Raw genomic sequence first — 13,716 nt, 5'->3', positions numbered from 1 at the left:
GGTGAAGGAAATGAAAAGATACATTGCACTGTTTAGTATTTTAGTTGTATTTGCAAGTTTGTTAGTTGGTTGTGATATTAACCGTATGGGTAAAGATGAGTACTACGTTCAAATTACGACTGATGGAATTGAAAAGAATGAAAAAGCTGATGGTGGTCAGCCATTCAAATCATTTGAGTATAAGTTACCTGCTTTTGATAAAGAAGGTAAAGAGAAAGAATTAGAATTTACAGCTGTGAAAAACCTTCGTAAAGAAGCGTTCTTACGCTTATATCATTCAGATAAAAAAGGTGTAACGGCTTGGGAAGAAGTGAAGAAAGACGAGCTTCCAGCGAAAGTGAAAGAAAAATTAAGCGTGAAATAAGACAGATAAAAAGGAATTGACGAACAGGGTCAATTCCTTTTTTTATCCTCAAAATCCTCTTCTGAAATGACTGTAAATCCATGTCTTTTGAATAAAGCAGTTGTCACTCCGAACCCAGTTTGTTTATTCCCGTTAAATTCTCCAGTGTAAATCGTAGCACTGCCACAAGATGGACTACGTTCTTTCAAAATAATATATTCTGGGTGTAAATCTTTAATTTGTTCTAATGCTTTATAAGCACCACTTACGAAAGCTTCTGTGACATCTTCACCGTCTTTCGTCATCACTTTTGCTTTTCCATCCAAAACGTCATCGCCATTCCCGCCAATAATTTCAGCTGAGGGACGAGGTGTTGGTAGTCCTCCTAATACTTCAGGACAAATGAGGACTGTATCTTCTTTTTGCAGAAGCTCCTCTATTTTTGAAACGAGATTGTCATTGCCGTCATACCGACAAGCGATACCACCTAAACAAGCGCTAATTACGATCATATTTTCATCTCCATAAAAAAATATTCAATGTCACGCCAATTTCTCTTCCTGCCTCTTACTTATATATGAGGTGATAAAAATGGGAAGCTTATATAATTTAATGAAACCATATAGTGAATTTCGAAGTAAAGAAGAGTTTAATACATATCAAAAACAAGTTTTGAAATATTATCGATTTCAATTAAATAAAACGGATGCTACCATTATTCATTTTTTAGGAAAGTATGCGGTGAATGAGAAACAGAAAACAGTAGGAGTTGCTTGTCCGTTAATGGAGACGATTGCGACGAATGTTGGAAAAAGTATTCGTACAGTACGCCGCTCAATTGCAAAGTTAGAGGAACTAGGAATTATAAAGCGTGTTGCGACAAAAGAAAGGCATAAGCGTGGCGGGTATAGTGCGAACTTATATGTATTTCTTGTATCCGCAATTGACCGCATGGATGACCGTATGAAAATGTCCGCATGTGAAAATGAGGATCATGCAGCGGGCTGTAGTGGAAATGAGCAAAAATGTGAGGGGGAAACAGTTCTTTTTAAAAACATTCCACAAATAAAAGAAAAAAGAAAAGGAACGTACGAGCTTGATGAAACGTATTGTCGCCATGATATACCGAAGCCTTTTATATACGCACTTGTGCCGATGACGAGTAATCCGAAGAAGATTAATATATTTTGGAGTAAGGTGGAACTTGCGTATAAAAAGAGCGGGTTACTAGAGCAAGGTGTTTTACTGGAGCAAATATTAGCTGATGAAGAAGTGTATGGAAACCTCATTTGGCGAGTGAAGAGTGTTGTGAGAGCGTATAAATATGGGGAAATCCGTAAAAATGTTAGGGCTCTTTTATATAGTACAGTGCGGGATCTATTTTTAGAGATTGGATTAGAATGGGGAGCAGCTGTGAGAAGAAGTAAGGGGATACCGTTATTTGATCCATTTAAAAAAGAGCCATGCGTATAATACATGACTCCAAGTAGCTAATCGAACTTTCTTACAACTGGAACACGAATCGCTACAAATAGTACGAAGACGATAACGGCGATTGCACCGCTTTTCATAACGGTTACGATTGGAATTCCTATTGCAAGAGCGATTGATGTGAATGCATAAGAAAGCGGAATGAATCCCATTGATGATAGCATAAGTAAACTCATTACGCGTCCCATCATTTCTTCTTTTACTGTCGATTGAATCATCGCCATAAGCGGAACGATAGCCATTGCAATTGTAATACCATAAAACATGCCAGCTAATAATGCTTGCCAAAGCACGGTACTAAAGTTGATGGATAAGAAGAATACACCAGACAGTAGCATCATGATAATGCAAAATAGACCGCGTCTACGATTAATATTTTTTAAACCGACAATGACAGCGCCTATTGCCATTCCGCCTCCTACAGATGCTTCTAGGTAACTGAACTGGAGCGAGTCACCGTGCAGAACATTTTTAACGAAAAGCGGGAAACCGACTTGCATCGGACCAATTAAAAATAAATTTAGAAAGGCGCTACAAAGAAGGAAAGTGGAAAGGAATGGTGATTCCTTTACGTATAAAATTCCTTCTTTAATAGAAGTGAACATGCCTTTGTCTGTATTTTGCTGTTCTGGCACTGTAAATTGTATTTTTTGAACGAGTATGGCTGCGACGATCAGTAATAAAATCGTGATCGAAAAGATCGTTTCATAGTTCGTAAATTTGATAAGAATTCCGCCAAGTACAGGGCCTAAGATGACCGATGCTTGATTTGTCATTTGTGTAAGTGAATTTGCTTGTGTTAAACGGCTTTTTTCTACAAGTTCAGGCAAGATAGAACCATCAGCGGACCAGAAAAAAGCATCAGCAAGCCCAAAGAATAAAGCGAATAAAGCAAATGTATATAGTGTTACATCACCTACGATGAACCATGTAAGGATGGTTGCGACAAGAATAGCACGAATAATATTAGAATAAAACATAATGTTTTTTTTCGGGAATTTATCAGCTACAGCACCACCGATAATCATAAAAATAAGCCTTGGAACACTAAGAGCTACGAAAACAACACCGAGTGAAGCCTCAAGGTTTAATGTTTTTGCTATGTACCACGTTTGTGAAAAAGTAAAAAAGGCTAAAGCAAAACTTGAAAAGAGTGTAGCTGCCCAAAGAAAAAGGAAATTCGTATTTTTTAATAACGGCTTTCCGCTTCCCTCTAAAGCAGATTTATTTTGTTGTAGTTCCTCCATATTGCTTCCTTTCTATGTGACAAATTTAAACTGAAAAACCTGTTAACAATCACTTTATACAGTTTCTAATATTTCTATACTGCACTTTCTCATTGTAGACAATAATAATGAATTTGCACAGTGGCTATTTAACGACAAAAAAGAAGATACCAAATGGTATCTTCTTTTTTGTCGTTCAGGCTAATGCGATATAAATATCCAATTGTACGTTGGTTGGATCTGCTGCTTTTTCATCATAAAGCTCAAAGTCTGTTGTAAAAGCACGTTTATTTTCTTTCGACCATTTCCAAATATATTCCCAAGCTTCGCAAACGATTTCAGCAACTGGTCCCTTTCTCGTTGTAAATACCGCATACGTAGCGGCAGGTATTGTTAAAGTTGTCATATTTTCAGGAACGTCCTCTAATGAAGAAACGGGCATACCGATCGTAAATTGATATGTACCAGTTTCATCTGATTCGTAGTTTGAGTAGAAAGCAAATGTTTCTTTTGTTTGTTGATTTGGGATTTGATGCATGATTTGTTCTTGGAAGTAGCGGTTCCAAAGCCCGGGGATTTTTCCTTCAGTAGATGCCTCTATTTCATTTGTCGTCGTAAGCGAAACACCGATTGCTTGGAAAGCTTCTTTTTTTACGATAATAGGTTCGTTTATCATGAAAAATTCCTCCTTTAAATAAGAACGTTTGTTCCTGTTTAATATAACATATTTTTACATGTAACGGTTATTGTTTTTTGAAAATTTTAATCATAAAAAACAAACTGAAATGACTAAAAATGGAAGAATTTCTATTGTATGTATGAATAGATTAAGGGATATGTTAAGCTTTTTATGTATCCTTAAACTGTTATATAGGCCTATACCATAAGGTGTTTTATAGGTTTATATAAGTACCCGATATATATGCTATTTTTGATAAATTAAAATAGTAATATTCTATGAGGTTTATATTGTTGAAATAGGAATTTCAATGATGCATCTTCGTAGGGCGGGTTGTTGCGAGTGGGTATATTGCTATGTTCCTGACTACTAAATGAGGTGGGTACTGAAGTGAAGTAGACGGATAGCAAATATATAGAAAGGAGAGAGGTAGAAAATATGAAAAAAGTGTTGAAATGTTTTAATGTCGTAACGATGATTACACTTCTCCTATCCATCATATTACCTTCACCTAGCGCTTTTGCTACAGAGATAAATAAGAAGAGCTGGGATGAGTTACAAGGAAATGATGTGAGAATTAAGGCAGAGCAAGTGAATGCCTTAATATATAAGGGAGAAGTAGCAAAGAGGGAGCACGTATTTCAATATACGATTGAAAATACGGGAGATACACCAATTCAAGAATTGGTGCTTAAACAAAATAATGACAATGAAATTATGTTCCTTCCTCAATCTATGAAAGTAAACGGGGAGAAATTACCGGAAAATAAGGTAGTTGATTTCTATATAGAGGAAAAAGATAAGGGAGGAAAGCTTCTTTCTTCTAATCTTAAAATTCAAGATGTAAAGTCACACGAAAAAATGACTGTATTAATAAAAGCTAGTCGCACGCAGCATTTTAATAAAGAATACAAACAAAAGATTAGTGTGCAAAAAGATCAAGTACAAATAGGGATCATGTTTGTAGATGTTGAAGGGATTCCTTCTGAAGACAAGGTTGAAGCTAATGCTGATGATGAGGCTGACAATAGTAAGAAAAATATCGGGTCACCGGCTGATGCTAAAACTAAAGAAGTGGATGAAAAATTAAAAGTATCTGTAGAAGATAAAAATAAACCTACATCCAACACAGAACTTGTAAAGCAACCAGTAGCTAAAGATGAGAAGCAACTAGAAAAAGAAGCGAAAAATCAGAGTGATGTAGAAGTACAAGCTGCATCAGAGAATGCTTCAACGGTTCAAATCCAAACAGGAGATAAGCAAGGGTTTGGAGATCCACTGTATTCTACAATTGCTCCTGGTAATTTAGTACAGACTGGTAATGTGACGCTTGGTTTGACCACGGATCATTATGGAAGACAAAGTATGGGTTATAAAACGAATAAAATGACGGTTGATATTGATAACGATAATAGTACTTTTAATTCATCAACAGGTGCATTTCCAAAAATTCCAACTGGAAGTAAAGTGAAAAAGGCTTACTTATTCTGGACAGCAGCTATGGGGACACCAAGTGATGCAAGGGCAGATTATAGAGTTAGCGATGAAGATGTAAGACAGCCCGTTAAAATGAAGATGGGAGATAAGCAATACGCTGAAGTAAGTGCTGATAGTATACGAAAAGCGGATTATTTACCGTATATTGCAAATCACTATAGCAGTGGTGCAGGATATGTTGCATATGCTGACGTAACAAATGTGATTGCAAAACAAGGTATTTCTCAAACGGTGACAATCGCGAATGTACCACAAATTAAATTTGAAAAAGGCAGTGGCTACTACTGGGGCAACTGGAATCTTATATTAGTTTATGAAAACTATAAAGAAACCGTAAAAGATATGAAAATTTGGGAAGGGTTAGTCTCTCAAAAAAGCACAGCCTGGACAGATATTAGTGTTAATAAAATAAACACGCCAAAAGAAGGTGCTTTTAAGGCTAAATTTAGTTATTTCTCCTCGCAAGGTGATCCAGCTGATAATGATGGATATGCCTATGATTATGGAGAGTATGATTTTGGGTTAGGATATCAAAAGTTTAAAAATATTAACGGTAAAGACAATGATGTTAATGACTCATCTATGACAGAAGTACAAGTAGATGGCACTAACGAATTTGTTACAAAAAAATATCAGGGATATAACCCAGATTGGACAAATTCATTTAGTACAGATATTCATACGTATCATCTTGAAGGTCCAAAGCAAGTGAAAAATGATTTAAAAGAAGGGAAAATGCGCTTTAGAGCATACGGTGGCGGCGGTGACATTTATGTATTAAACAACACTACATTCGTCACAGAACATAATGCTCCAAACTTACAAGTGGATAAAAAGGCGTTAGATAGTGCTGGTAAAGAAGTTAAGGAGATTAAAGCAGGTGAAGAGTTTACGTACCAAATTGAAGTGAAGAATGATACGAAGAACAATCAAGCACCGGTATCTAATGTAAAAGGATTTGATAAATTAGATAATCGCTTAGAGTATGTTCCGGGATCCATTCAATATGTTACTGGTAGTAATAAAGGACAAAAAACTGATGATGCGAATGATGATGAAGCAGAGTTTGTAAATAATCAAATTGATTTCCGTATTGGTGAAGGGGCAGATGCTACAGACGGTGGTGTGTTACAGCCTGGTGAAAGTGCCATTATTACATTCAAAGTAAAAGTGAAAGCTTCTGTACAATCAGATACAACAATAAAAAATATCGTTGCTGTAAAGGGAAAAGATAGTACCGAGGTAAATTATGAAACTGCAGATGATGCAAATGTTACGGTTACGCTTCCAAAAGAAGTTCCTGGAGAAATAGAAGCGACAAAAATAGCTTCTAACAAAACACCGAGTTTAGGTGATGAGGTAGAGTATCGCATTACTTTTAAAAACATTATCAAAGATGGACGTCTAGATGTATTGACGATTGAAGACGAATTACCGAGTAGTCTTGAGTTTGTGAAAGACAGTTTGAAAGCTGAAGGTGTACAGCCAGAGCCAGTAGAACTGAAATTCGAAAATGGAAAAATCATTGCAAAGTATCCAGAAATTATGGATATGGAAGAAAGAAGTATTGTTTTTAAAACAAAAGTAAAAGAAACTGCAAAAATTGGTGAAGAAATTGTTAACAAAGCAATTATTAGTGATAAAACAAATCCACCAAAGGATCTAGAAGAAAAGATTACACCACAGCATAAGGCCGGCAAAATTGATGCAAAGAAAAAAGCAACAAATAAGAGGCCGAAGCTAGGAGAAGAAGTTGAATATCAAATTAGCTTCAAAAATACGGTGGAAAACGGAAAACTAGAGGCAGTTACAATAGAAGATGAAATTCCAGCTAACTTAGAATTTGTTCAAGGCAGTGAGAGAGCTGAAGGTGCTGAACCAAATCCAGTAGAGTTAAAAGTAGAAAATGGTAAGGTAATCGCAAAATATCCAGAGATTACGGATACGAAAGAGCGAAGCATCATTTTTAAAGTGAAAGTAAAAGAAGAGGCAAAAATAGGAGAAACAATTGTTAATAAAGCAGTTGTGAGCGATCCGAATGGACAGTCTGAGCATCCCGAAGAAAAAATTACGCCAGGTTATAAAGAGGGTAAAGTAGACGTAGATAAAAGCGTAACGAATCAAACACCAAAATTAGGAGAAGAAGTGGAGTACCGCATTACATTTCATAATACGGTAGAAAACGGAAAGCTAGAAAAGGTATTGGTAGAAGATACATTACCTGCAGGTGTTGAATACGTGAAAGATAGTTTGAAAGCGGAAGGTATAAAACCAGAGCCAGTAGAACTAAAAATGGAGAATGGCAAAGTAACTGCAAAATATCCAGAAATTACGGATATGGAACAAAGAAGTATTGTTTTTAAAGTGAAAGTAAAAGAGACGGCAAAAGTAGGGGAAGCAATTGTAAACAAAGCAGTTGCAAAAGATCCGAAACATGATCCGATTGATGCAAAGGTTGTTATTACACCGCAAAGTAAAAAAGGTGAAATTGCCGCTAAAAAGGTAGTTAATAATGAAAAGCCGAAGCTAGGAGAAGAAATCGAGTACCGCATTAGTTTTCATAATACGGTAGAGAACGGAAAACTAGCAGAGGTGCGAATAGAAGATACAATTCCAGAAGGTCTTGAATATATAGAAAATAGTGTTAAGGCTGAAGGGGAAGCGCCGGGTCCAGTAGAATTAACAGTTGAAGCTGGAGTAGTTAAAGCTAAGTATATCGATATTATGGATACGAAAGAACGCAGTATCGTCTTTAAAGTAAAGGTGAAGGAAGAGGCAAAAGTAGGTAAAGAAATCGTCAATAAAGCAATTGTTGATGATACGAAAAATCCGCCGATTAAGCCAGAGGAAAGAATTACTCCGCAATATAAAGAGGGAATAATTGATTCGAAGAAGACAGTAGATAATCCGTCACCAAAACTAGGAGAAGAAGTGGAATACCGAATTAGCTTTAAGAATACGGTAGAAAACGGAAAACTAGAAAAGGTAAAAATAAAGGATACAATCCCTAACGGTTTAGAGTATGTAAAGGGTAGTGAAAAGGCGGAAGGCGATAAACCGGCTCCAGTCAAGTTACATGTGAAAGATGGAAAAGTTATCGCTGAATATGAAAATATTACGGATACGAAAGAAAGAAGTATCGTCTTTAAAGTAAAGGTGAAAGAAGAAGCGGAAGTAGGCAAGGAAATCATCAATAAGGCAATTGTTGATGATACAAAAGATTCAAAAGAGCCAGAAGCAAAAATTACGCCATTACACAAAGATGGAAAAATTAAAGCAAAGAAAAGCGTAAATAATGAAACACCGAAGTTAGGAGAAGAAGTAGAATACCGAATTAGTTTTAAAAATACGGTAGAAAACGGAAAGCTAACAGAGGTGAAAATAGAAGATATTTTACCAAAAGGTTTAGAGTATGTAGAAAATAGTTTGAAAGCAGAAGGTGCCGGACCAAATCCAGTAGAGTTAAAAGTGGAAAACGGTAAGGTACTGGCGAAGTATCCGGAGATTACGGATACAGAAGAAAGAAATATCATTTTTAAAGTGAAAGTAAAAGAAGAAGTAAAAGTCGGTGAAAAAATCGTCAATAAAGCAATTATTGATGATACGAAAAACAAACCAGAAACACCAAAAGTAGAAATTACGCCGCAGTATAAAGACGGAAAACTTGAAGCGAAAAAGACGGTAAATAATGAAACACCGAAGTTAGAAGAAGAAATCGAATACCGAATTAGTTTTAAAAATACGGTAGAACATGGAAAGCTAACAGAGGTAATAATAGAAGATGATTTACCAAATGGATTAGAGTACGTGAAAGATAGTTTAAAAGCAGCGGGTTCTAAGCCGGATCCAGTGAAATTGAAAGTGGAAAACGGTAAGGTACTGGCGAAGTATCCAGAAATTACGGATACAAAAGAGAGAAGTATTACCTTTAAAGTGAAAGTAAAAGGTAATGTGAGCGATACAATTGTCAATCAGGCAATTGTGAGTGATACGAAACATCCGCCAGAAACACCGACAGCGAAAATTACGCCGCAGCATAAAGACGGAAAAGTTGAAGCAAAAAAAGTAGTAAATAATGAAACACCGAAGTTAGGAGAAGAAGTAGAATACCGGATTAGCTTTAAAAACACGGTAGAAAACGGAAAACTAGCAGAGGTGAAAATAGAAGATACTTTACCAGAAGGTTTAGAGTATGTAGAAAACAGTGTGAAAGCAGAAGGTTCTAAGCCGGATCCAGTGGAATTGAAAGTGGAAAACGGTAAGGTACTGGCGAAGTATCTAGAGATTACGGATACAGAAGAAAGAAGTATCACTTTTAAGGTGAAAGTAAAAGAAGAAGTGAAAATCGGTGAAAAAATCGTCAATAAAGCAACTATTGATGATAGGAAAAACAAACCAGAAACACCGAAGGCAGAAATTACGCCGCAGCATAAAGATGGAAAAGTTGAAGCAAAAAAAGTAGTAAATAATGAAACACCGAAGTTAGGAGAAGAAGTAGAATACCGAATTAGCTTTAAAAATACGGTAGAAAACGGGAAACTAGCAGAGGTGAGAATAGAAGATAATTTACCGAATGGGTTAGAGTATGTGAAAGATAGTTTACGAGCAGAAGGTTCTAAACCAGAGCCGGTAGAATTGCAAGTGAAAGATGGAAAAGTAATTGCCGAATATCCAGAGATTACGGATACAAAAGAAAGAAGTATCGTCTTTAAAGCGAAAGTAAAAGAAGACTTCAAAGCTGGTGAAGGTATTGTCAATAAAGTAGTTGTTGATGATACGAAAGATCCAACAACCTCGGAAGTAACGATTACACCAGAATATAAAGACGGTAAGCTGAAAGCAGAGAAGGTTGTAAACAATAAGAAGCCGAAGTTAGGGGAAGAAGTAGAGTACCGAATTAGTTTTAAAAATACGGTAGAAAACGGGAAGCTAACTGAGGTTAAAGTAGAAGATGAAATTCCAACTGGATTAGAGTATGTAGAGAACAGTTTAAAAGCAGAAGGTTCTAAGCCTAGTCCGGTAGAACTGAAAGTGGAAAACGGCAAGGTACTGGCAAAGTATCCAGCAATTACAGATACGAAAGAAAGAAGCATTGCCTTTAAAGTGAAAGTAAAAGAAGAGGCAGAAATAGGTAAGGAAATTGTCAATAAGGCAATCGTAGTAGATACAACACACGAGCCAGAAAAGCCGCATGTGGCAATTATTCCACAATATAAAGATGGCAAGATTACTGCTCAGAAAGTAGCGAATAATCATAAACCGAAACTAGGAGAAGAAGTAGAATACCGAATTAGTTTTAAAAACACGGTAGAAAACGGAAAACTAGCAGAGGTAAATATAAAGGATACATTACCAACTGGTTTAGAGTATGTAGAAGGCAGCATCATGGCAGAAGGTTCTAAACCGAAACCAGTAGAGCTACAGGTGAAAAATAATAAGGTAATGGCAAAATATCCAGCAATTACAGATACAGAGGAAAGAATTATTGTCTTTAAAGCGAAGGTAAAAGAAAACGTAAAAGCGGGAGAAGAAATCGTAAATGAGGCGATTGTGGATGATACAAAGAATCTGCCAGAAGAGCCTTATGTACCGATTACACCGCAATATAAAGATGGAAAAATTGAAGCGAGAAAAGAAGTAAGTAATCACGAACCGAAGCTAGGCGAAGAAATCGAATATCGAATTATTTTTAATAATACGGTGAAAGATGGAAAGCTAGCCGAGGTGAAGATAGAGGATGAAATTCCAGCTGGATTAGAGTTTGTAGAAGGAAGCGAAAAGGCTGAAGGTGAAGAGCCAAAACCAGTGGAGTTGAAAGTAGAAAATGGTAAGATAATGGCAAAGTATTCAGAGATTATGGATACGAAAGAAAGAAGTATCGTTTTTAAAGTGAAGGTGAAAGATTCAGTTGCAATAGGCAAGGGCATTACAAATAAAGCGATTATTCATGTGGATGATCCGAACCACCCTATAACTGAACCGACAGCTAAAATTACACCGCAATATAAAGACGGTAAAATTAATGCTCATAAAAAGGTAAATAATCATAAACCGAAGCTAGGGGAAGAAATCGAATACCGCATTTCATTTAGTAATACGGTGAAAGATGGAAAGCTGGCCGAGGTGAAGATAGAAGATGAAATCCCATCTGGTTTAGAATTTGTGAAGGATAGTCTAAAAGCAGAAGGTGATAAGCCAGTCCCAGTAGAGTTGAAAGAAGAAGCTGGTAAAGTTATCGCGAAGTATAACAATATCACTGACATGAAAGAAAGAAGCATTATCTTTAAAGTGAAGGTGAAAGATTCAGTTGAAGTGGACAAAGCAATTGTAAATAAAGCAATTGTTGATGATACAAAAAATCCACAAGAGCGACCGGAAGTAGATATTACACCGCAGCATAAAGACGGTAAAGTTAAAGCTGATAAAAAGGTAAGTAAAAAAGATCCTAAGCTAGGAGAAGAAGTAGAGTACCGAATTAGTTTTAAAAATACGGTAGAAAACGGAAAACTAGCAGAAGTGAAAATTGAGGATCAATTACCAACTGGTTTAGAGTATGTGAAGGATAGTTTAAAAGCAGAAGGTAATGAACCAAATCCGGTAGAGTTAAAAGAAGAAGCTGGAAAAATTACAGCGAAGTATGAGAATATCACTGATACAGCGGAGCGTAGCATTAGCTTTAAGGTGAAAGTAACGGAAGCAGCAAAAGTCGGTAAGAAAATCGTGAATACGGCAATTGTGGATGATCATAATCCAAAGAATCCGCCGCAAAAACCAGAAGCGATTATTACACCGGAGTATAAGGATGGAAAATTAAAAGCTGAGAAAACAGTAAATAATCCAGCTCCAAAATTAGGAGAAGAAGTAGAGTATCGAATTACTTTCCGTAACGTAGTTGAGCATGGAAAAGTAGCGAAGGTGAAGATTAAGGATGAATTACCAAGTGGCTTAGAGTTTGTAGAAGGTAGTGAAAGAGCTGAGGGAGAGAATCCGAAACCATTGCATGTAAAAGTGAAAAATGGGATCGTCCTTGCAGAGTATCCCGAAATTGTGGATACGAAAGAAAGAAGCATCATCTTTAAAGTGAAAGTAAAAGAAAAAGCTAAAATAGGCGAGGAAATTGTGAATAAGGCGATTGTGGAAGATACAATAAATCCACCAGAGCAACCGATTATCGCTATTCAGCCTCAATATAAAGAGGGTGCATTACAAGCAGAAAAAACAGTAAGTAATCATGAACCGAAGTTAGGAGAAGAAGTAGAATATCGAATTAGCTTTGAAAATACGATAGAGAACGGAAAACTAACTGAGGTAAAGGTAGAAGATGAAATTCCAGCCGGTTTAGAATACGTACAAGATAGTGTAAAGTCTGATGGGCCGGAACCAAATCCAGTAGAACTTCATGTTGAGAATGGAAAAGTAACAGCAAAGTATCCAGAAATTACGGATACGAAAAAAAGAAGTATCATCTTTAAAGTGCGAGTACAAGAAACGGTACAAGTAGGAAAAGAGATTATAAACAAGGTGATTGTGGATGATAATAATCCGACGACTCCGCCAGTTGAGCCACTTATACCAATTACGCCGCAATATAAAGATGGGAAACTAGAGGCCAGGAAAGAAGTAAGTAATCATGAACCGAAGTTAGGAGAAGAGATTGAATATCGAATTACTTTTAACGGCACAGTAGATGGCGGGAAGTTAGTTGATGTGAAAATTGAAGATGAAATACCAGCCGGTTTAGAATATGTGAAAGATAGCCTGGAGGCTGTAGGTGATAAGCCTGTACCAACAGAGCTTACAGTAGAGAATGGAAAAGTAACAGCGAAGTATCCGGAAATTATGGATACGAAAGAAAGAAGTATCATCTTTAAAGTGAAGGTAAAAGAAACAGTAAAAGTTGGAGGAGAAATAACAAATAAAGCGATTATTCATGTGGATGATCCGAACCATCCAGTTATAGAACCGACAGCGACAATAAAGCCAGAATATAAAGATGGTAAGTTAAAAGCGACGAAGACAGTAAGTAATAAAGAACCGAAGCTAGAAGAAGAAGTCGAATACCGAATTAGCTTTGAAAATACGGTAGAAAACGGAAAGCTAGCTGTGGTAAAGGTAGAAGATGAAATACCAGCCGGTTTAGAGTATGTACAAGATAGTCTTAGATTTGAAGGTGCTGAGCCAAATCCAATAGAGTTAAAAATGGAGTTTGGAAAAGTAATCGCCAAGTATCTAGAAATTACAGATACGAAAGAACGTAGTATTATTTTTAAAGCGAAGGTAAAAGCATCACCAAGTAAAGGGATAACAAATAAAGCGGTAGTGGACGATAAAATAAATCCACCACTTGAGCCTACAGTTACAATTTTACCGAAAACAAAAGAAGATTTTAAGATACCGGAAGATCCGAAGGAACCAAAAGTGAAACCAGAAGATCCGAAAGAACCGAAGGAACCAAAAGTGAAACCAGAAGATCCGAAAGA

General features: G+C 36.5%; 6 protein-coding genes. 3 read left to right on the top strand and 3 right to left on the bottom strand.

The window, feature by feature from the left end; all coding sequences use genetic code 11:
* Positions 1-10: 10 nt before the first annotated feature.
* Positions 11-364, top strand: coding sequence for a YxeA family protein (locus KVT31_RS12785; RefSeq protein ID WP_088098237.1), 354 nt, complete (start codon positions 11-13; stop codon positions 362-364).
* A 29-nt stretch (positions 365-393) separates the two neighbouring features.
* Here the strand turns inward: KVT31_RS12785 and KVT31_RS12780 are convergent, their stop codons facing one another.
* Positions 394-855: a 2-thiouracil desulfurase family protein gene (locus KVT31_RS12780; protein WP_088098236.1), complete on the bottom strand. Its 462-nt coding sequence runs from the start codon at positions 853-855 to the stop codon at positions 394-396.
* Between the two features lie 79 nt (positions 856-934).
* Here KVT31_RS12780 and KVT31_RS12775 point away from each other — a divergent pair, with 79 nt between their 5' ends.
* A complete protein-coding gene (locus KVT31_RS12775; protein ID WP_088098235.1) occupies positions 935-1,816 on the top strand; it encodes a helix-turn-helix domain-containing protein in 882 nt (293 codons plus the stop codon).
* Between the two features lie 17 nt (positions 1,817-1,833).
* Here KVT31_RS12775 and KVT31_RS12770 read toward each other — a convergent pair whose 3' ends face one another.
* Both KVT31_RS12770 and KVT31_RS12765 read right to left on the bottom strand, forming a co-directional pair.
* Positions 1,834-3,081 carry an MFS transporter gene (locus KVT31_RS12770; protein ID WP_088098234.1) on the bottom strand — a complete coding sequence of 416 codons (1,248 nt, stop codon included), beginning with the start codon at positions 3,079-3,081 and terminating at the stop codon, positions 1,834-1,836.
* 175 nt (positions 3,082-3,256) lie between these two features.
* Positions 3,257-3,736, bottom strand: a complete 480-nt coding sequence (locus tag KVT31_RS12765; protein ID WP_088098233.1) for a GyrI-like domain-containing protein — start codon at positions 3,734-3,736, stop codon at positions 3,257-3,259.
* Between the two features lie 441 nt (positions 3,737-4,177).
* On the opposite strand from KVT31_RS12765, the gene KVT31_RS12760 reads away from it, so the two are divergent.
* Positions 4,178-13,716 (top strand): isopeptide-forming domain-containing fimbrial protein (locus KVT31_RS12760; protein ID WP_254637203.1); only part of this gene is annotated, 9,539 nt, incomplete at its 3' end.

The sequence above is a fragment of the Bacillus sp. GbtcB14 genome (assembly GCF_019091205.1).
GTDB classification, from domain to species: domain Bacteria; phylum Bacillota; class Bacilli; order Bacillales; family Bacillaceae_G; genus Bacillus_A; species Bacillus_A cereus_AG.
The sequence above is the reverse complement of the archived record's forward strand: the minus strand, read 5'-3'. Positions and strand labels throughout refer to the sequence as shown.

Excerpts from the sequence above, each read along its gene's own strand:
- KVT31_RS12785 (WP_088098237.1), top strand. The coding sequence starts at position 11 with ATGAAAAGATACATTGCACTGTTTAGTATTTTAGTTGTATTTGCAAGT.
- KVT31_RS12770 (WP_088098234.1), bottom strand. The coding sequence starts at position 3,081 with ATGGAGGAACTACAACAAAATAAATCTGCTTTAGAGGGAAGCGGAAAG.
- KVT31_RS12775 (WP_088098235.1), top strand. The coding sequence starts at position 935 with ATGGGAAGCTTATATAATTTAATGAAACCATATAGTGAATTTCGAAGT.
- KVT31_RS12780 (WP_088098236.1), bottom strand. The coding sequence starts at position 855 with ATGATCGTAATTAGCGCTTGTTTAGGTGGTATCGCTTGTCGGTATGAC.
- KVT31_RS12765 (WP_088098233.1), bottom strand. The coding sequence starts at position 3,736 with ATGATAAACGAACCTATTATCGTAAAAAAAGAAGCTTTCCAAGCAATC.